The 17,816-nt window shown below is 70.1% G+C and carries 18 protein-coding genes; 7 read left to right on the top strand and 11 right to left on the bottom strand.

Going from position 1 to position 17,816, the window contains the following annotated elements; translation table 11 throughout:
• Nucleotides 1-25 precede the first annotated feature (25 nt).
• Nucleotides 26-1,831: a penicillin-binding transpeptidase domain-containing protein gene (locus C8E96_RS00090; RefSeq protein WP_091371010.1), complete on the top strand. Its 1,806-nt coding sequence runs from the start codon at nt 26-28 to the stop codon at nt 1,829-1,831.
• A 21-nt stretch (nt 1,832-1,852) separates the two neighbouring features.
• Complete coding sequence (gene map / locus C8E96_RS00085) at nt 1,853-2,710, top strand: type I methionyl aminopeptidase (protein WP_091371011.1); 858 nt, start codon at nt 1,853-1,855, stop codon at nt 2,708-2,710.
• On the opposite strand, the gene C8E96_RS00080 is transcribed toward map, so the two are convergent.
• On the bottom strand, nt 2,707-3,396 hold the full coding sequence (locus C8E96_RS00080; protein ID WP_091371012.1) for an alpha/beta fold hydrolase: 690 nt from the start codon (nt 3,394-3,396) through the stop codon (nt 2,707-2,709). The genes map and C8E96_RS00080 overlap by 4 nt on opposite strands.
• Before the next feature lie 49 nt (nt 3,397-3,445).
• On the opposite strand from C8E96_RS00080, the gene C8E96_RS00075 reads away from it, so the two are divergent.
• Complete coding sequence (locus tag C8E96_RS00075; RefSeq protein WP_091371013.1) at nt 3,446-4,966, top strand: cobyric acid synthase; 1,521 nt, start codon at nt 3,446-3,448, stop codon at nt 4,964-4,966.
• A 297-nt stretch (nt 4,967-5,263) separates the two neighbouring features.
• Here the strand turns inward: C8E96_RS00075 and C8E96_RS00070 are convergent, their stop codons facing one another.
• Genes C8E96_RS00070 through C8E96_RS00060 form a run of 3 tightly spaced genes read right to left on the bottom strand, consistent with a single transcriptional unit; the run spans nt 5,264 to nt 7,932 of the window.
• Nucleotides 5,264-5,938 (bottom strand): FadR/GntR family transcriptional regulator, encoded by a 675-nt coding sequence (locus C8E96_RS00070; protein WP_176926733.1) that lies wholly within the window; start codon nt 5,936-5,938, stop codon nt 5,264-5,266.
• Between the two features lie 41 nt (nt 5,939-5,979).
• Complete coding sequence (locus tag C8E96_RS00065) at nt 5,980-7,359, bottom strand: mycothione reductase (protein ID WP_091371014.1); 1,380 nt, start codon at nt 7,357-7,359, stop codon at nt 5,980-5,982.
• Between the two features lie 36 nt (nt 7,360-7,395).
• Nucleotides 7,396-7,932 (bottom strand): YbhB/YbcL family Raf kinase inhibitor-like protein, encoded by a 537-nt coding sequence (locus C8E96_RS00060; protein ID WP_091371015.1) that lies wholly within the window; start codon nt 7,930-7,932, stop codon nt 7,396-7,398.
• A 128-nt stretch (nt 7,933-8,060) separates the two neighbouring features.
• Here C8E96_RS00060 and C8E96_RS00055 point away from each other — a divergent pair, with 128 nt between their 5' ends.
• Nucleotides 8,061-9,113: a M48 family metallopeptidase gene (locus C8E96_RS00055; RefSeq protein WP_176926723.1), complete on the top strand. Its 1,053-nt coding sequence runs from the start codon at nt 8,061-8,063 to the stop codon at nt 9,111-9,113.
• Between the two features lie 733 nt (nt 9,114-9,846).
• On the opposite strand, the gene C8E96_RS00050 is transcribed toward C8E96_RS00055, so the two are convergent.
• Nucleotides 9,847-10,179, bottom strand: coding sequence for a YnfA family protein (locus C8E96_RS00050; protein WP_091371016.1), 333 nt, complete (start codon nt 10,177-10,179; stop codon nt 9,847-9,849).
• Between the two features lie 4 nt (nt 10,180-10,183).
• Nucleotides 10,184-11,077, bottom strand: a complete 894-nt coding sequence (locus tag C8E96_RS00045) for a M15 family metallopeptidase (protein ID WP_228769708.1) — start codon at nt 11,075-11,077, stop codon at nt 10,184-10,186.
• A gap of 132 nt (nt 11,078-11,209) precedes the next feature.
• Between C8E96_RS00045 and C8E96_RS00040 the strand changes: the two genes are divergently transcribed.
• Together C8E96_RS00040 and C8E96_RS00035 are read left to right on the top strand one after the other, a co-directional pair.
• Nucleotides 11,210-11,980 carry a S1 family peptidase gene (locus tag C8E96_RS00040; RefSeq protein WP_091371018.1) on the top strand — a complete coding sequence of 257 codons (771 nt, stop codon included), beginning with the start codon at nt 11,210-11,212 and terminating at the stop codon, nt 11,978-11,980.
• Nucleotides 11,981-11,993: 13 nt separating this feature from the next.
• Nucleotides 11,994-12,449: a GNAT family N-acetyltransferase gene (locus tag C8E96_RS00035; protein WP_091371019.1), complete on the top strand. Its 456-nt coding sequence runs from the start codon at nt 11,994-11,996 to the stop codon at nt 12,447-12,449.
• 46 nt (nt 12,450-12,495) lie between these two features.
• Here C8E96_RS00035 and C8E96_RS00030 read toward each other — a convergent pair whose 3' ends face one another.
• The 4 genes from C8E96_RS00030 to C8E96_RS00015 are packed head-to-tail and all read right to left on the bottom strand — an operon-like array spanning nt 12,496 to nt 16,661.
• On the bottom strand, nt 12,496-13,713 hold the full coding sequence (locus C8E96_RS00030) for an oxidoreductase (protein ID WP_091371020.1): 1,218 nt from the start codon (nt 13,711-13,713) through the stop codon (nt 12,496-12,498).
• 1 nt (nt 13,714) lies between these two features.
• Nucleotides 13,715-14,497: an acetoacetate decarboxylase family protein gene (locus C8E96_RS00025; protein WP_228769709.1), complete on the bottom strand. Its 783-nt coding sequence runs from the start codon at nt 14,495-14,497 to the stop codon at nt 13,715-13,717.
• Complete coding sequence (locus C8E96_RS00020) at nt 14,494-15,294, bottom strand: SDR family NAD(P)-dependent oxidoreductase (RefSeq protein WP_091371021.1); 801 nt, start codon at nt 15,292-15,294, stop codon at nt 14,494-14,496. The genes C8E96_RS00025 and C8E96_RS00020 overlap by 4 nt, the downstream gene beginning before the upstream one ends.
• The gene (locus tag C8E96_RS00015; RefSeq protein ID WP_091371022.1) at nt 15,291-16,661 is read right to left on the bottom strand and encodes a flavin-containing monooxygenase; all 1,371 of its coding nucleotides are present in this window, start codon (nt 16,659-16,661) and stop codon (nt 15,291-15,293) included. The genes C8E96_RS00020 and C8E96_RS00015 overlap by 4 nt, the downstream gene beginning before the upstream one ends.
• Nucleotides 16,662-16,731: 70 nt before the next feature.
• Between C8E96_RS00015 and C8E96_RS00010 the strand changes: the two genes are divergently transcribed.
• Nucleotides 16,732-17,370 carry a TetR/AcrR family transcriptional regulator gene (locus C8E96_RS00010; protein WP_166657834.1) on the top strand — a complete coding sequence of 213 codons (639 nt, stop codon included), beginning with the start codon at nt 16,732-16,734 and terminating at the stop codon, nt 17,368-17,370.
• Between the two features lie 10 nt (nt 17,371-17,380).
• Here the strand turns inward: C8E96_RS00010 and C8E96_RS00005 are convergent.
• Nucleotides 17,381-17,816 (bottom strand): aminotransferase class I/II-fold pyridoxal phosphate-dependent enzyme (locus C8E96_RS00005; RefSeq protein WP_133794072.1); only part of this gene is annotated, 436 nt, incomplete at its 5' end.

The following is a 17,816-nucleotide window of genomic DNA, read 5'->3' as shown; positions in this document are numbered from 1 at the left end:
CACGGCGCCGGGCATACTGCGGGGCGTGCGCGTCTCCCTCAGCCGCCCCGCCGCTCTCCTCGCCGCGCTGGTGGCCGTCCTCCCGCTGACCGCCTGCGCCTTTGGGTCCGACCCCGGCCCCAAGGACGCGGCCAACCAGTTCGTCGCCGCGTTCGCCGGTGGCGACACCGTGACCGCTTCCCAGCACACCGACTCCGCCGAATCGGCCAAGGCGCTGATGGACAAGGTGCGCGGCGGGATCAAGCCCGCGACGGTGATCGCGCACGTCAAGGACGTCGTGACCACCGAAGGCCAGCCGTCGGCGAAGGCGACCTACGAGATCACTTGGGACCTCGGCCGCGGCAGGCTCTGGACCTACACGAGCACCTTCGACCTGCGCACCGAGAACGACGCGTGGAAGGTGCACTGGGAGCCCAGCGTCCTGCACCCCAAGCTCGCCGCCCAGCAGACGATCGCCGTGCGCGACATCGAGGCGTCGCTCGCCCCGGTGCTCGACCGCGACGGCACCCCCGTGCTGCAACCCGAACGAGTGATCTCGGTGCTGTTCGACCAGGGCAAGGCAGGCGACGCCACGGCCATCGCCGGTCAGCTCGCGGGCGCGCTGTCCGGGATCGACCCGACCATCACCCAGGCCTCGATCCTCGAAGGGGCGACCAAGGCGGGCGGCAAGGCCTACCAGGTCGTGGCGCTGCGCGACGGCGACTACCAGAAGGTCCGATCGCTGATCTACGAGCTGCAAGGGGTCCGCTTCACCGCCGAGTCGCGGCTGCTGCCGGTGGACAAGGCGCTGGCGCCCACGCTGCTGCCTGGCATCCGCAAGCTCGTCGAGCAGCAGGTCGAGGGCGCGGCCGGGTGGAGCGTGCACACCGTGGACGGCGCGGGCGCCGACGTCGAGGAGCTGTTCAGCAAGCAGGCCGAGACCGCGACCGCGGTGCGGGTCGCGCTGAGCAAGCAGGTGCAGACCGCCGCCCAGGCCGCGATCGCGGGCGAGGCGACGCCGTCGATGATCGTGGCGATCCAGCCGTCCACCGGCGACGTCCTCGCGGTCGCGCAGAACGCGCCCGCCGACGCCGCCGGTCAGCTCGCGCTCACCGGCCGGTACCCGCCCGGCTCCACGTTCAAGATCGTCACCGCCGCGGCCGCGCTGAAGTCCGGCAAGGCCGCCGCGGACACCCCGCTGGGCTGCCCGGGGACCAAGGTCATCGACGGCCGCGAGATCCCCAACAGCGGCAAGTTCGACAAGGGCGTCATCCCGCTGCGCTCGGCGTTCGCGTTCTCGTGCAACACCACGTTCGCCGAACTGGCCGTGGCCATGGCGCCCGACGAGCTGACGACCATGGCCAAGCAACTCGGCCTGGGCGTCGACTACGTGGTGCCGGGATTCACCACCATCACCGGATCGGTGCCGCCCGCCACGGGCAAGGTCGAGCGCGCCGAGGACGGGTTCGGCCAGGGCAAGGTCGTCGCCAGCCCGTTCGGCATGGCGGTCGTGGCGGCCACCGTCGCGTCCGGCACGGTGCCCAAGCCGGTCCTGGTGCGCGGCTCGGAGACGAAGTCCGACACCGTTGCGGACCCGGTGGCCGCCGAGGTGCTCGGGCCCGTGCGGGACATGATGCGTGAGGTCGTCACCGCGGGCACTGCGGGCGCGCTCGGCCCGTACGGCGACGTCCGGGGCAAGACCGGCACCGCGCAGTTCGGCGACGGGACCCACTCGCACGGCTGGTTCGTGGGCTACCGCGGCGACCTCGCGTTCGCCGTGCTGCTGACCGACGTGGGCCAGTCGGGCACGGCGGTGCAGGCCGCGGCGAGGTTCCTCGGCGCCGTCGCCTGAGCGGGTCGTAGGCTGGTAGTCATGTCTGTGCGTGCTCCACTGAAGCCGGGAGAGCAGTCGCCTCGTCGCGTCGTGCCCTCCACCATCGCCCGTCCCGAGTACGTCGACCGGCCCGCGCCCCGGAAGAACACCGACCCGTGGGTGCAGCCGCCGGAGATCGTCGAGGCGATGCGGGTGGCCGGGCGGATCGCCGCGCAGGCGCTGCAGGAGGGCGGCAAGGCCGTCAAGCCGGGCGCGACCACCGACGACGTCGACGCGGTCGTGCACGAGTTCCTGCTCGACCACCACGCCTACCCGTCGACCCTGGGCTACCGCGGCTTCCCGAAGTCCTGCTGCGTCTCGCTCAACGAGGTCATCTGCCACGGCATCCCCGACTCGACGGTGATCGAGGACGGCGACATCGTCAACATCGACGTCACCGCGTTCATCGGCGGTGTCCACGGCGACACCAACGCGACGTTCCTCGCGGGCGAGGTTGCCGAGGAGGCCCGGCTGCTCGTCGAGCGCACCCACGAGGCCACGATGCGCGCGATCAAGGCCGTGCGGCCGGGTCGCGCGATCAACGTGATCGGCCGCGTCATCGAGGCCTACGCCAAGCGGTTCGGCTACGGCGTGGTGCGCGACTTCACCGGCCACGGCATCGGCACGTCGTTCCACAGTGGACTGGTGATCCTGCACTACGAGGAGCCCACGGTCACCACGATGATCGAGCCCGGCATGACGTTCACGATCGAGCCGATGATCACCCTCGGCGGCATCGACTACGACATCTGGGACGACGACTGGACGGTCACGACCAAGGACAAGAGCTGGACCGCCCAGTTCGAGCACACCATCGTCGTCACCGACACCGGCTCCGAGATCCTCACGCTCCCTTAGAGCACCTCTAGGACGGCCGCGGCGACCGGTCCCGGATCGGTCGCCGGGGCCAGGTGGTGCGAGTCGAGCACGCGGGTCGGCCAGCCCGACTCGCGCGCCTGGGCCAACTCGCCGACGTAGGCCTCCGACAGGCAGACGTAGCTCGACGGGCCGGACCACTCCACGCTCGGCCGCGCCTCCTTGAGGAACGCGATCGGCACCTCGGGGGCCTCGTCGGCGATCTCCGCGCGCAGCGCCTCGTCGTGGACCAGGTCGGGCAGCGGGTCGGCGTCGAACCAGTCCGGCCAGCGGGGGAGCCTGCCGTTGCGGCTGATCTTGTACAGCCCGTCGTAGACCTCGGGGGCCACCGTCTCGCGCCAGCTCTGACCCGGCGTCGGCAGGCCCGCGTCGAGGTAGACCAGACCCGCGACGGCGTCCTCCAGGTCCTCGGCGAACGCGGGCAGCAGCGGCCCGGCGGCGCTGTGGCCCACCAGGACCACCGGTCCGGTGAGCGGCACGTCGGACAGGGCGTCGGCGAACGCGCCGATGAGCCGCTGGTGGACGGGGGAGGCGACGACGCTGAGGCGCAGGTCCAGCAGGACCGCGGGGTGCCCGAGAGCGGCGAGTGCGTCGGCGAGCGGACGCAGGCTGGCGGGCCCGAGGAACGGGCTGTGCACCAGGACGGCGGTGACGGGTGCGGCGGGCATAACGGGGATGATGGCAGCCTGGCCCGACGAAAGGTGAGGGGACGGTCGAATGTCCGGAGCGTTGTTGGTCGCGGGGACGACCTCGGACGCGGGCAAGAGCGTCCTCGTGGCGGGTCTGTGCCGATGGTTGGCCCGGTCCGGGGTGCGGGTGGCGCCGTTCAAGGCGCAGAACATGTCGAACAACTCGATGGTCACCCCCGACGGCGGCGAGATCGGCCGGGCCCAGGCGCTGCAGGCGGCGGCGTGCGGGATCGAGCCGAGCGTCCGCTTCAACCCGGTGCTGCTCAAGCCGGGGTCCGACCGCAGTTCGCAGGTCGTGGTCCTGGGCAAGCCGGTGGGCGTCACTACCGCGCTGTCGTATCGCGCGCGCAAGAGCGAGCTGATGGAGACCGTCCTGGCGACTCTCGCCGACCTGCGCTCGGACTACGAAGTCGTCGTCTGCGAAGGCGCGGGCTCGCCCACGGAGATCAACCTGCGGGCCAGCGACATCGCCAACATGGGCCTGGCCCGGGCGGCGAACCTGCCGGTCCTGGTCGTCGGCGACATCGACCGCGGTGGTGTCTTCGCTCACCTCTTCGGCACCCTGGCCCTGCTCGACCCGGCGGACCAAGCCCTGATCTCCGGCTTCGTCATCAACAAGTTCCGCGGCGACCCGGCGTTGCTGGAGCCGGGTCTGCGCCAGTTGCACTCCCTGACCGGTCGCGATGTCCTGGGTGTTGTCCCGTGGTGTGAAGACCTCTGGCTGGACGCGGAGGACTCGCTGTCCTACGCCGCTGACGGTGTCGTCGGCCGACCCGCGCCACCGGTCGGCACCCAGTGGCTCCGTGTGGCCGTCGTCCGGCTTCCGCGTATCTCGAACGCGACCGACGTCGAGGCGTTGGCCTGCGAACCCGGTGTCTCGGTCCGGTTCGTCACCGAGCCGTCCCGGCTCGCCGACGCCGACCTGGTCGTGCTCCCCGGCTCGAAGTCCACAGTGGACGATCTGCACTGGCTCCGTCGTACCGGCCTGGCCGACGCCGTCATGGCGCACGCCCGACGCGGCCTGCCGGTGGTCGGCGTCTGCGGTGGCTTCCAGATGCTCGGCGCGAGCATCAACGACCGCGTCGAGTCAGGCGCGGGCGTCGTGGAGGCGTTGGGGCTGCTGGACATGGACGTGGAATTCGCCGCGGAGAAGGTCCTGACCCGTCCACAGGGGACGGTCTTCGGCGAACCGGCGGTCGGCTACGAGATCCACCACGGCCGGGTCACCAGGTCCGAACACGAGGGCCTGGTGATGCTGCCCGACGGGTCCACGGAGGGCGTCGTCGACGGCGCCATCCTCGGCACCCACTGGCACGGCCTCCTGGAGAACGACGCCCCTCGCCGCGCGATCCTGCGCTGGGCGGCCGAATGGGCGGGCCGCGACGGCTTCAAGCCCGCCTCGGACACCTCGTTCGCCACCGCCCGCGCCACCCAACTCGACATCCTCGGCGACCTGGTCGAAAACCACCTCGACACCACCGCCATCCGCCGCTTGATCGACCAGGGACCACCTGCCGGCCTCCCCTTCATCCCCCCCGGCGCCCCCTAACCCGCGAGTCGCCCCTCCAGGCAAACGAGTCGCCCCTCCAGGCAAGCGAGTTCGACGTTCAGGCAAGCGAGTGCGACGTTCAGGCAAGCGAGTTCGACATTCCGGCGAGCGAGTTCGACGTTCAGGCAAGCGAGTTCGACATTCCGGCTGGCGAGTGCGCATTGGGCACGGGCATGAGCGGATATGGCATGGCCGGCGAGCTCAGGGTGCCGAGGCTCGGATTGGTCTTGAGTGTTGAACTCATTCGCCTGGAGGGGCGACTCACTTGCCTGGAGGGGCGACTCGCGATTTGTGGGGCTAGGGGGTGTCGAGGTTGGCTAGGAGTTCGTCGAGGAAGCCTGCTGCCTCGGACGCCGCGCGGTCCGCGTCCTGGTCGCGGATGGCGTTGAGCAGCTGGCGGTGGTCGACGTTCGCCTTGCTCGGCGTGGTGCGGACCGTGCTCGCCACCGAGGCGCGCACGACCTCCGTCAGCCCCTGGTACAGCTCCGCCAGCAGCTGGTTGTGCGAGCACCGGACCACCGCGAGGTGGAAAGCCGCGTCCTTGTCGACGCCCACCTCGTAGTCCTTCGCCTCCATCGCCCGCTCGCGCGCGTCGAGCAGCGTGGTCAGCTCAGCCAGTTCCGCGTCCGTCCGACTGCTCGCCGCGAGCCGGGCACCCTCGACCTCCAAGGTGCGCCTGACCTGCAGGACATCCCGCAGCTCGGTGCCCGCCAACCGGCGGACGGCGCCGGAGAACTCGCTGGTCGCCCGGACGAACGTGCCGTCGCCCTGACGGACCTCCAGCAGACCCGCGTGGGACAGCGCCCGAACGGCTTCCCGGACCGTGTTCCGGCCGACGCCCAGGGCGGTGACCAGCTCGGGCTCGGTGGGGATGCGCTCGCCCACCTTCCATTCGGCGTTCGCGATCGCCGTGCGCATCTGCTCGATCACCTGGTCCACCAGACCGGCTCGCCGAGTCGTCGCCAACGGCACCGCGCTCATCCTCTCGTCCTGCCATCCCACATCGGTCGGGATCAGTGTCCCATCTCCAGTGGGAGCTTGAGCAGCGCGTTCTCGATCAGCTCCGGCATGGCCGGGTGAATCCAGTACTGACCCTGCGCCATGGCCCGCGCGTCGAGCCCGAAACTCATGGCCTGGATGACCGGCTGGATGACCGTGGACGCCTGCGGGCCGATGATGTGGGCGCCGATCAACTGCCCGGTCTTCGGGTCGGCCAGCAGCTTCGCGAAACCAGTGGTGTCCTCCATCGCCCAGCCGTACGCGATCCCCGCGTACTCCTGGGTGGCCGTCACATAGTCGACGCCCTGGCGCTGGGCCTCCTGCTCCGTGAGCCCGACCGAGGCGATCTGGGGCGAGGTGAACACGGCGTGCGGGACGAACCGGTGGTCGGCGGCCAGCGGCTTGTCCGGGTTGAGCAGGTTGTGTTGCACGACCCGCGCCTCGTGGTTCGCCACGTGCTTGAGTTCCCACGGCGAGCAGATGTCGCCCAGCGCCCACACGCCCTCGGCGCTCGCCCGCTGGAACTCGTCGACCACGACGTAGCCGTGGTCGTCGACCTTGATGCCGCCCGCGGCGACGTCGAGCTGGTCGGAGTTCGGCGTGCGACCCGCGGCGACGAGCAGCACGTCGGTGTCGATCACCTCGTCACCCACCAGCCGGACCCGCACACCGTCGCCCGAACGCTCCACGCGCTCGATCTTGCGGTCGAGCCGGACGTCCCAGCGGGCCCGTGCCAGCTCGGTGAACCGGGCGCTGATGTCGCGGTCCTCCCGGCGCAGCAGGGCCCCGGAGCGGACCACCACGGTCACCTCGACACCGAATGACGAGAACACGTGCGCGAACTCGGCGGCGATGAACCCGCCACCCAGGATCACCATGCGCGCGGGCAGCTCGTCGAGTCGCATCACCGTGTCGCTGGTGTGGAACTCGACGTCGTCGATGCCCTCGATCGCGGGGACCACCGGCCTGCCGCCTGCGGCGAGCACGATCCGGTCCGCGGTGATGGTCTCCTGGCCGTCGATCTCCAACCGCCGCTCGCCCACAAACCGCGCGTCGCCCGTGTAGAGCGTCACGTTCGCGTTGTCGGGGTGCTCTTCGCGGTACGCCTTGCCGCCCACCGCGATCGGGTCGATGCGCCCGAAGATCCGGTCGCGGATCTCGGGCCAGCGCACGCCGTCGAGCGTCTCGTCGACCCCCAGCCGTGCGGCGGCCTTCGGCGTCGCGGCGAGGTCGGCGGCGTGGACGAACATCTTCGTCGGGATGCACCCGACGTTGATGCAGGTCCCGCCGAACACCCCGCGCTCGACCATGGCGACGTCCAGGTCCGCGAACCTGGGGTCGAGCAGGGAGTTGCCGGAACCGGTCCCGATGATGATCAGATCGAAGTGGCGCACATTCCCATCAAACCCCATCGACCTCGCCTGGTGGCGCTAGTGCCGGTAGGTGGGGGTGATGATGGCTCGGCCCAGCGTGTGGAACGCCAGGTTGAAGCTCACCACCGCCGCGCTGCTGTTCTCGTCGACGTCGAGCTTCTCGACGTCCACGGCGTGCACGACGAAGTAGTAGCGGTGATCCTGGTCGCCCTCGGGCGGCGCCGAGCCCGCGTAGTCGCGCGTGCTGAAGTCGTTGCGGACGTGGAAAGCGCCCTCGGGCAGCGTCTCGTCCCGCGCGCCCGCGCCCGCGGCCAGCTCGGTGATCGACGCCGGGATGTTGACCGCGATCCAGTGCCAGAAGCCGCCGGGGATCGGGGCATCGGGGTCGAAGCAGGTCACCACGAAACTCTTGGTGCCTTCCGGCGCGCCGCTCCAGGCCAGGTGCGGGGAGACGTTGTCGCCGCCCGCTCCGCCGTAGACGTGCTTGAGTGCGACCTTCTCGCCGTCACGGACGTCCTCGGACGTCACGGTGAACGACTCGGTTCGCGGCAGCAGCGCGTACGGGTCGGGTGCGACAGGGCGTTCCAGGCTCATCGTCTTCAATCCTCCGCGAGCTTGCCGGTGCTTTGCGCTCCGAAGGTTAGTGCCTGTGGACAAACGACGACGCTCTCAGCCGAATCGGCCTACTGTGGGTCCGGAACACACCCAGGGGAGGAACGAAAGTGACGGACAACGAGGTCTCGCGCTCGACCACGCGCGTGCGGTTCCCGCGGATCAGCCCGCGCGCCTACGAACACCCGGCCGACCGCGGCGCGATGGCCGGCCTGCGCGCCATCCCGGGTGTGTCCGAGGTGCTCAAGGCGGTCTCCGGCCTGTTCAGCGAGCGCGGCGAGCGGCTGCTGGCCCTCGCGTCGGCGATCCGGGTGGGGGAGAAGCAGTACCCGAAGATCCACCAGCTGGTCGTCGAGTGCGCCGAGACCCTCGACCTTGATGTGGTCCCCAAGGTCTACGTCGAGCGCAACCCGGTCGCCAACGCGATGACCGTGGGCATCGACGAGCCGTTCATCGTCCTGACGACGGGCCTGGTGGAGGCCCTCGACACCGAGAGCCTGCGGTTCGTCATCGGCCATGAGATGGGCCATGTGCTGTCCGGCCACGCCGTCCTGCGCACGCTGCTGCTGCGGCTGCTCCACCTGCAGATGACGATCGCCTTCATCCCCGCGGGCGCCCTGGCCCTGCGCGCGGCGATCGCCGCCCTGCGCGAGTGGTTCCGCAAGGCCGAACTGACCTGCGACCGCGCGGGCCTGCTGTGTGCCCAAGACCCGGCGGCCGCCCTGCGCACCCACGTCTACCTGGCGGGCGGCACCGACCTGACGCAGATCGACATCCCGTCCTTCCTGCAGCAGGCGAAGGAGTACGAGGAAGTCGACGACATCCGCGACAGCATCCACAAGCTCCGCAGCGTCGAGGGCATGAGCCACCCCTTCGCCGTAGTCCGCGCCGCCCAGTTGCAGAAGTGGGCCGCCTCGGAGGAATACCGCGCCATCCTCGCAGGCACCTACGCCCGCCGCGACGACGACAACCCCTCCTCCGCTTTCACCGACGACCTCCGCACCGCCGCGAAGTCCTACAAGGACTCCTTCAACGAGTCCTCGGACCCACTGTTCAAAATCCTCAACGGCGTAGGCGACGCCATGTCGGACGCGGCAGGCAAGGTCTTCAGCAAGTTCGGCAACCGCCCCGACAGCAACGGAAACACCACCACCGACTCCTGACACACCGCGATCAGCGCTGCAGCCCCCGACCCACCACCGCGCCCGCGTGGTCGGCGGCGATCACCATCCCCAGCCACTAGAACGTGAGGGGCTGGTCCCAGCACCGTGAACGCGTGGGGTCGGGCCCGGCGCCGCTGAACGCAAGGGCCCAGGCCCGGCACCGCTGAGCGCGTGGGGTCGGGCTCGACACCCCTGAATGCGGGGCCAGTCCCAGCACCGTGAACGCATTGGGTCGGGCCCGGCGCCGCTGATGCGGGGGCCAGTCCAGCACCCTGAGCGCATGGGGTCGATCCCGGCACCGCTGAACGCAAGGGCCCGGTTCCAGCACCCCTGAGCGCATGGGGTCGAGCCCAGCACCCGCTGAACGCAAGGGGTCGGGCCCTAGCACCCTCAAACGCAAGGGGCCGATCCCACTTGCCTGTTTGGGTGGTTCGCCTTGATTTGGGGTGAAATGGACCTAAACTTTCGCGGCGCGGGGCAGTTTCTTCACCCTGCCCGCTTTACCCGCGCAGGTCCATTTCCGGGGTCCCCAAATCAAGGCGAACCACCCAAACAGGCACCCCACCCAAAGTCAGCCAGCGGCGAACCACCCAAACAGGCACCCCACCCAAAGTCAGCCAGCGGCGAACCACCCAAACAGGCACCCCACCCAAAGTCAGCCAGCGGCGAACCACCCAAACAGGCCCACCCGCGCCAGTCAGCGGCGAACCACCAGCACCGAAGCCCGAACAACTCACCCACGCGGTGAATACATGATCACCGCAACCCCCACCAAACACACAGCCGCCCCGATCACATCAAACCGGTCAGGCCGAAACCCATCCGCCACCATCCCCCACAGCAACGACCCAACGACAAACACACCCCCATAAGCAGCCAAGATCCGCCCGAAGTGCGCGTCCGGCTGCAGCGTCGCCACGAACCCGTACGCCCCCAAAGCCAGCACGCCCCCGAGCATCCACAGCCACCCGCGCTGTTCCCGGACGCCCTGCCACACCAGCCAGGCCCCGCCGATCTCGGCGACCGCCGCCACCCCGAACAGCAGGACCGACTTCACGACGTTCACCGCTTCACCTTCCTGTCGAGCTGAAGTGCTGGATGTCGACCGGTGACGTCCACGTCCCGCCCCAGGTCCACCCGATCGACCTGAACGCCCGAACCACGATGTCCCCCGCGAAAATCATGCCCGGCCGGACGTTCTTTCGGTCCACATAGGACGATGCAAGCTCGGGCAGTACCAAGTCGCCGCGGATGTATGGGTTGCAGAACGGGTTGATGTCGATGGCAAGCCCGTAGGCGTGGGCCGACCAGGTCGTCGAGCGCACCGTCTTGCGGCACACGAACGCCGAGGTGTTGTTCCCGTCGCCGGTCGGGTGCAGGTCGAGTTCCGGCAGCGCGGTCACCCGCATCTCCTCCAGCGGGAACCGATTCTTGAACAGCTCCTCGAACACCTTCGTCACGTTCCGTGCGACCGACGCGTTCACGATCATCTCGCCGGTGTGCGCGCGACCGTCGTAACCCCAGAACGACATCGTCAGGTACCGCAGGTCGTCGCGGCCCACCGGGCAGTCGACGCGCCAGGTGCTGCGGGCGAGCACGTCGTCCGGGATCGCCGACACCGTCGCCGCGTACCCGCGGGTCGGTGGCGGCAGCCGGTCCGCGGTCGGGAGTGACCGGTTCACCAGGACGGGGGGTGTCGGGAGCACCTGGCCGAAACCGTCGGGCCGCAATGGAAGCGGGTTCGCACCCACCACCCATGCGGGCTTCGCCGCCGCCGTGCTGGGCGGGGGAGCCGCGCTCGACTCCGTCGGCTCCACAGTCGCCGACGTCGTCGTCGTCGGTGCGGGGGCACTCACCTGGGGTTCTGTGGAGCGCCGCGCCGCGTCCTGTTCGGGCGGCGTGACGCACGCGCCTACGACAAGGACCAGCGTGAGGGCGAGAACGACCCGGATGCGGTACGGCACCTCTCCAGCATGCCCGCCCCAACTTCCACCCATTCGTGCGACCACACCGAGTCACTATTTCGGGTCCGTTTGACCTAGCGTGTCTTGCGGAGCACGGATCGTTGCCCAAACTCACCGACAGGAGACTCTCCCATGGGGGGAACCGCCGCGCGCCGCATCATCGGTGTCGCCGCCGCCATCGCCATCGTCGCCGTCATCCTCGGCCAGTTCGCCGCGGACGCGCGTGAGCAGATCGTCGGCGGGACCCGCGCGAAGATCGCCGACCATCCGTACATGGTCTACATAGCCACCCGCGACGGCTACCAATTCTGCGGCGGCACCCTCGTCGCCGAGGACAAGGTCGTCACCGCGGCGCACTGCGCCCAGGCCTACGGCCCCAAGGACATCCGCGTTATCGCGGGCCGCGAGGACAAGCGCTCCACCGAGGGCGTCGAGGTCAAGGTCACCAGCACGTGGATCCACCCCGACTTCACCGACGTGGCCAGCGGCGCCGACATCGCCGTGCTGACCCTCGCCAAGCCCCTCGAGTACCAGACCCTGCCGGTCGCCGACTCCCGCGACGACGCCCTCTACAAGCCGGGCACCCGCGGCACGATCCTCGGCTGGGGCCGCACCTCCGACGGCGGCCCGGCGTCGCGCTACCTGCTCAAGGCCGAGGTCCCGACCATCGCCGACGACGCCTGCCAGAAGTCGTACAAGGCCTTCGCGGAGGAGTCGATGGTCTGCGCGGGCTTCCCCGAAGGCGGCGTCGACACCTGCCAGGGCGACTCGGGTGGCCCCTTGGTCATCGCGGGCAGGCTCGTCGGCATCGCCTCCTGGGGTGAAGGCTGCGCCGAGGCGAACAAGCCCGGCGTCTACACCCGCGTGACCGTCTACGCCTCGGACATCGCCGAACACCTGTGATATCCAAGGCGGCGTGACCGCACTGCACACCGCCGCCGGGCCGGACCTGACGGCAGCCCAGCTCTACGCCCTGCTCAAGCTCCGGGTCGACGTCTTCGTCGTCGAGCAGGAATGCCCCTACCCGGAACTCGACGGCCGTGACCTCGCCCCCGACACCGTGCACCTGTGGTGGCAGCCCGCCGACGCCCCCGAACCCCTGGCCTGCCTGCGCATCCTCCCCGCCGACGCGGGCCGCCCGGTCCGCATCGGCCGCGTCTGCACCGCGAAGGACGCCCGAGGCACCGGCCTGGGCGGCAAACTGATGGGAGCGGCCCTGGCCCACGTCGGCGAGGTCGACACCGTCCTCGACGCCCAGGTGCAAGCCCAAGGCATGTACGCCCGCTTCGGCTACGTCCCCGTCGGCGACCCCTTCGACGAGGACGGCATCCCCCACATCACCATGCGCCGTCCGGCGAGCGCACCCGACTAGGGCGCTACCTGCGGAAACGGGCGGCTCCCCCGTGCCGCGCGGTCGGTCATCGGGGCAGCACCGCCTGGCCCGCCATGGCCGCGGACATCTTGCCCAGCGCGCGGAGCACGGTGCCGAGTCCGGCGTGGGTGTGTGGGGTGCGGCCGTCGGCGATGCGGTGGAACTGGGCGTTGTGCGCGGCGAGCTGGAGATATCCGTCGAGCGGGCGGTAGCCGAGCGGGCGGGGGCCGGCGGGCAGCACGGGTTCGGCCTCGCCCGCCAGGACGCGGGCCGGGTAGTCGGGCACGAACGCCATGGGGCGGGCCATGCCGATCAGGTCGACGCCGTCGCGCAGCAGGGTTTCCATGGTTGCCCGCGTGCGCAGGCCGCCGGTGAGCATGAGCGGTATGTCGACGCGATCGCGGACCTTGCGGGTGTAGTCGGCGAAGTAGGCCTCGCCCGTGTGGTGCACCCCTTCCATGGCGGGTTCGGCGTAGTTGCCGCCGGAGATCTCCAGCAGGTCGACACCGGCGTCGGCCAGTGCGACGGCGACGTCGAGCGAGTCGGACTCGGTGAAGCCGCCGTGCTGGAAGTCCTTGGAGTTCAACTTGACCGAGACCGGCACGTGCGGCCCGACGGCGGCGCGCACGGCGGCCACGGTCTCCAGCAGCGCGCGGCGGCGGCCGACGGCGTCGCGGCCGTAGTGGTCGTCGCGGGTGTTGGCCAGTGGGGACAGGAACTGCGAGAGCAGGTAGCCGTGCGCGGCGTGGATCTGGACGCCGTCGAACCCGGCGGCGACGGCCAGTTCGGCGGTGCGGCCGTAGGACCGGATGAGTTCCTGGATCCGGGTGCCGGTCAGCTCGCGGGGTTTGCGCAGGTTGTAGCCGGGCACGGGTTCGCGGGCGGCCGAAGGGGCGACCGGGCGGCGGGTGAACGGGACGGTGGCGACCCGGCCCGGGTGGTTGATCTGCATCCACACGGCGGCGGTGCCCCCGGCGTGGACGGTGTCGGCCCAGGTGGCGAAGTCGGCCAGGTTCCGGTCGTCGTCGAGGACGATGTTGCGGGGTTCGACGAGCCCGTCGCGGTTGATCATGACGTTGCCGGTGATGAGCAGTCCGGCGCCGGAGCGCGCCCAGCAGGCGTAGAGGCGGCGCAGCTTGTCGGTGGGCGCGCCGTCGCGGTCGGCGAGTTGCTCGCTCATGCCGGACTTGGCGATGCGGTTGGCCAGCACGGCGCCGCAGGGCAGTTTCAGCTGGTGGGAGAGGTTCAGCGTCGTATCAGTCATGTCAGAGCACCCTCGGTCGGAGTCGGGTCACGGTGTAGAGCGGGGACAGGGGCCACAGCGGGATCGGCGGCAGGAACCCGCCGCCGGTCAGGTCGACGCGGTGCAGCCGCGCCTGGATGACCCGGCCGAGGCCCAGTTGGTCGAGCGGGTCGCGTTCGGAGCCGCCGAGTCGCAGTTCGAAGTCGGTGACCTCGCGAACCTCGATCGGCTGCTCGCCAGGGGTGAAGGCGATGACCCGGGGGAGCGCCAGCCCGGCGAGGCCGACGACGTTGCGGTGCGGGCGGCCAAGAATCGGGGGTGGCTGGGCGATCCGCTCCCCGAGGGTGCCGCTCATGGTGATCAGCTTGCTGCCCCGGCGGGTGGCGGTGGCGCTGATGGTGTCGCCGCCAAGGTTCCAGTCGATCTCGCCGAGCTTCTTCGGGTAGCCCAGCAGTTCGCGGCCGAGGATGAGCGCCACGTCGTCGTCGAGGATCATCCACGGGCAGTGGATGCCGGTCTTGCGGCCTGCCTTGATGTGCACGAACAGTCCGGCTTCGTGGTACACCGAGCCGTAGTTGCAGTCCGGGAAGAACGCGGTGAACAGGTCTGCTCTGGCGGGTTCGGCAAGGCGGACTCCGCGCGGCAGCCACTGCTTCATGGTGTCGGCGTCGACCTCGACGGTGGCGGCGAAGTAGTGCGCGTCGCGGTAGAGGGTGCGCCGCGGGTCGCCCAAGGTGAGCATCCTGCGTAGGTCGGAGCGCAGGCCACGGCCGTGGGTGCGGGTGGTGGGTTCCCAGTCGCTCATGTCAGCCTCCGGTAGACCGCGCGCAGCACCGCCGCGCTGATCCAGCGTGGGCTGTACTGCCCGCCGAGGGTCTGCGCCTTGGCGAACGGTCCGGGCACGACCCGGCGCTTGCCTTTGGCCAGGCCCGCGACGGCCTGTTTGGCGGCCTCCTCCGCGGTGACCCAGAGCGGGCCGGGCACCAGTCGGTCCACTGAGGACACCTCGGCGACCTGGGCGAACTCGGTGCGCACCGGGCCGGGGGCGAGCAGCGTGCAGCCGACACCGGTGCCCGCCAACTCGGTGTGCAGCGACTCGGCGAAGGTGTTGGCGAACGCTTTGGACGCGGCGTAGGTGGTGTTGTTCGGGCCGGGCTGGTTGCCCGCGGTGGAACCGGTGATCAGGATCGCGCCCGCCTTGCGTTCGAGCATGCCGGGCAGCACCGCCAGGGTCAGCTCATGCACCGCGACCACGTCCAGCTCCACCTGCAGCCGCTCCCGTTCCGGGTCCAGTGTGGACAGCGGACCGTAGGTGGCGAACCCGGCGTTGTTGCACAGCACCGCGATGTCGCGGGCGGCCAGTTCGCCTGCCAGCTTGGCGCGCGCGTCGCGGTCGCCGAGGTCGCACGCGTGCACTTCGGCCTCGACCCGGTGGCTGCCGCTGAGCCGGGTGGCCAACTCGCGCAGCCGGTCTTCCCGGCGGGCGACGAGGATCAGCGAATAACCGCGCGCGGCCAGCCGCTCGGCCAGTGCGGCGCCGATCCCGGAGGAGGCGCCGGTGATCACGGCCCGGTTGCGCGGTGTCGGTGTGGGCAGGCTCATGCGGACAGCTCCTCGATCTTGTCGACGACTTTGACCTGGCCATTGGGGGACGCCGGCGGTGGTTCGCGGCGGACGCTCCAGGTCGCGAGCCCGCCACCGAGCAGCCGGGCACGGCGCGCATGGATCCGGATGGCCCGGCGCAGCAGCTTGATCCGACCGAGGATTTCCGCCGACCCGGCCAGGATGGAGCTGCGGGCCCGCACCCGGCGGGCGACCAGATCCGACAGCGGGATGGGGAACAGCCGCTGTGCCCGCATGGCCTCGACCAGAAAGGCCGCGCCCACCGAGATGATCTTCCCGGCGCCGGAGCGGGGTGCCACCAGTCCCCAGATGTAGAGGTTGGCGTACCGCGGCACCAGCGTGTGCTCCACCAACAGCGGCTGGCCGTTCTCCCAGGTGAACATCGCCTCGTCGAGGAACGGGAACCGGGTGCGGTAGCCGGTGGCCCACACGATGGTGTCGTACTCGCCGCGGGTGCCGTCGACGAAGTGCACGGTGTCGCCGTCGAACCGGGCGATCTCCTTGCGCGGCCGCACTTTCCCGTGCAGCAGCGCGTAGGGCAGCGACGAGTTGACCGTGACGTCCTTGGTGAACAGCCGATGGTTCGGATGGTCGAGGCCGTAGCGCTCGTAGCGGCCGTAGGACAGCCTCAGCAGAATCTTGAAACCCAGGCGCTGCACCGGCATCGGCAGCCACACCCGGTCCCACTCCGAGGCCGGAATGCCGAAGATGGTCTTCGGGATGAACCAGTACCCCGAGCGCATGGACAGGTCGGCGCCGCCGAACGTGGCCGCCGCCTCCACCGCGAGGTCGCCGGCCGAATTGCCCGCGCCCACGACGAGCACCCGCCCGCCGTCGCCGAAGTCCGCGGGGCGCTTGTAGTCCTTGGAGTGCGTCTGACGGCCGGTGAAGACGCCGGGGTAGCTGGGAATGTTGCGCTCCCAGTAGTGCCCGTTCGCCACTGCCACCGCGGCGTACTCGCGCTGCTCGCCAGAGGCGAGGGTCACCCGCCAGCCCGCCATCCCGGTGCGGTCCAGCGGCCGCACGTCGACCACCGCGGTGGTGAACTCGATCCGCTCGCGCAACCCGAAGTGGTCCACATAGTCGTTGAGGTAGGCCAACATCTGCGCCGCGCTCGGGAACGTCGGGTAGTGCGCGGGCATCGGGTATTCCGGGTACTGCGTGGACTTCTTCGAGCTGATCAGGTGCGTCGAGTCGTACACCCCGTGCGACCAGTTCCCGCCGACCGCGCCGGTGGCCTCGAAGTGGTCATAGGCGAGGCCTGCCTCCTTGACCGCCCGCGCCAACGCTATTCCGGTGTAGCCGGCGCCGATGACGCACACACGCTCCGGCGTGCCATCCACCATCACGACCTCCAACGAATTTTACATGACTGTATATACAGTGCTGTAAATTCGCAAGGGTAGGATGGCTCCCATGACGTCTTCCGCGACGACGCCCAAGCGCCGCTACAGCGCGCGCACACCGGCAGCCGAGCGGCGCGAACAACTGCTCGACGCCGCGCTGGAGATCATCAACACCGACGGCGTCGCCGCTGTGTCCGTCGACGGGGTCGCCAAGGCCTGCGGTGTCACCCGGCCGGTCGTCTACGGGCAGTTCACCGACGCCAACCACATCCTGCGCGACCTGCTGCACCGCGAGGGCGAACGCGCGCTCGCCCAGATCGCGGCCGTGCTGCCCGGCGATCTCACCGACGCCGATCCGGTGGAGACGTTCACCCAGGTGGCCGCCGGGCTGTTCGCCGCGGTCACCGCCAGCCCCCAACGCTGGCGCTCCATCCTGCTCCCCGTCGACGGATCACCGCCGCCGGTGCGGAACTACAAACAGCAGGCCGAGACCGCGGTCCGCGCGCGCATCGCCGAGATCACCCGCTGGTTCATCCGCGAGCAGCCCGACGCCGACACCATCGACGTCGACCTGCTGGCCCACCTGCTTCTCACCGCCATGGAGGAAGGCAGCCGCCTCATCCTCAACGACCCGGACACCTACCCGCCCGAGCGCCTCACCGCCATGGCCCGGTTCATGGTCGAAACCTTCTTCAACCGCGGGCGCTGACCAGCGAAAATCAGGCGCGCGGTGGGGCGTGTTCGGTGATGACCGAGACGGCCCGGTCGATGTCCGCCGCGGTGAGGTCCGCCCGTGCCGTCAACCGCAGGCGAGACACCTGGTCCGGCACTGACGGCGGTCGGAAGCACCCAACCCACACACCGGCTGCCCGGCAGTCGTCCGCCCACTTCACCGCCGCCTCCGGCGATGGCGCGCGCACCGACACCACGGCCGCGGTCGGCTCCGACACCTGAAGTCCGGCTTCCCGCAACCGCTCCGCGAGGGTCACCGCGACCGTCAGTGCCCGCCCCGCCCGCTCCGGCTCCTCCTTCAGCACGGTCAGCGCGGTCAGTGCCGCCGCCGCGCTGCCGGGGGCCAGGCCGGTGTCGAAGATGAACGACCGCGCGTTCTCCACGAGGTGCCGGATGACCTTCCGCGGCCCGACCACGGCCCCG

The sequence above is a fragment of the Actinokineospora alba genome (assembly GCF_004362515.1).
Taxonomy (GTDB): Bacteria; Actinomycetota; Actinomycetes; order Mycobacteriales; family Pseudonocardiaceae; genus Actinokineospora; species Actinokineospora alba.
Note: the sequence above shows the minus strand (reverse complement) of the source record. Positions and strands in the feature narration are given on the sequence as shown.

Excerpts from the sequence above, each read along its gene's own strand:
- C8E96_RS00075 (WP_091371013.1), top strand. The coding sequence starts at position 3,446 with ATGTCCGGAGCGTTGTTGGTCGCGGGGACGACCTCGGACGCGGGCAAG.
- C8E96_RS00010 (WP_166657834.1), top strand. The coding sequence starts at position 16,732 with ATGACGTCTTCCGCGACGACGCCCAAGCGCCGCTACAGCGCGCGCACA.
- C8E96_RS00040 (WP_091371018.1), top strand. The coding sequence starts at position 11,210 with ATGGGGGGAACCGCCGCGCGCCGCATCATCGGTGTCGCCGCCGCCATC.
- C8E96_RS00030 (WP_091371020.1), bottom strand. The coding sequence starts at position 13,713 with ATGACTGATACGACGCTGAACCTCTCCCACCAGCTGAAACTGCCCTGC.
- C8E96_RS00020 (WP_091371021.1), bottom strand. The coding sequence starts at position 15,294 with ATGAGCCTGCCCACACCGACACCGCGCAACCGGGCCGTGATCACCGGC.
- C8E96_RS00060 (WP_091371015.1), bottom strand. The coding sequence starts at position 7,932 with ATGAGCCTGGAACGCCCTGTCGCACCCGACCCGTACGCGCTGCTGCCG.
- C8E96_RS00015 (WP_091371022.1), bottom strand. The coding sequence starts at position 16,661 with ATGGTGGATGGCACGCCGGAGCGTGTGTGCGTCATCGGCGCCGGCTAC.
- C8E96_RS00025 (WP_228769709.1), bottom strand. The coding sequence starts at position 14,497 with ATGAGCGACTGGGAACCCACCACCCGCACCCACGGCCGTGGCCTGCGC.
- C8E96_RS00080 (WP_091371012.1), bottom strand. The coding sequence starts at position 3,396 with ATGCCCGCCGCACCCGTCACCGCCGTCCTGGTGCACAGCCCGTTCCTC.
- map (WP_091371011.1), top strand. The coding sequence starts at position 1,853 with ATGTCTGTGCGTGCTCCACTGAAGCCGGGAGAGCAGTCGCCTCGTCGC.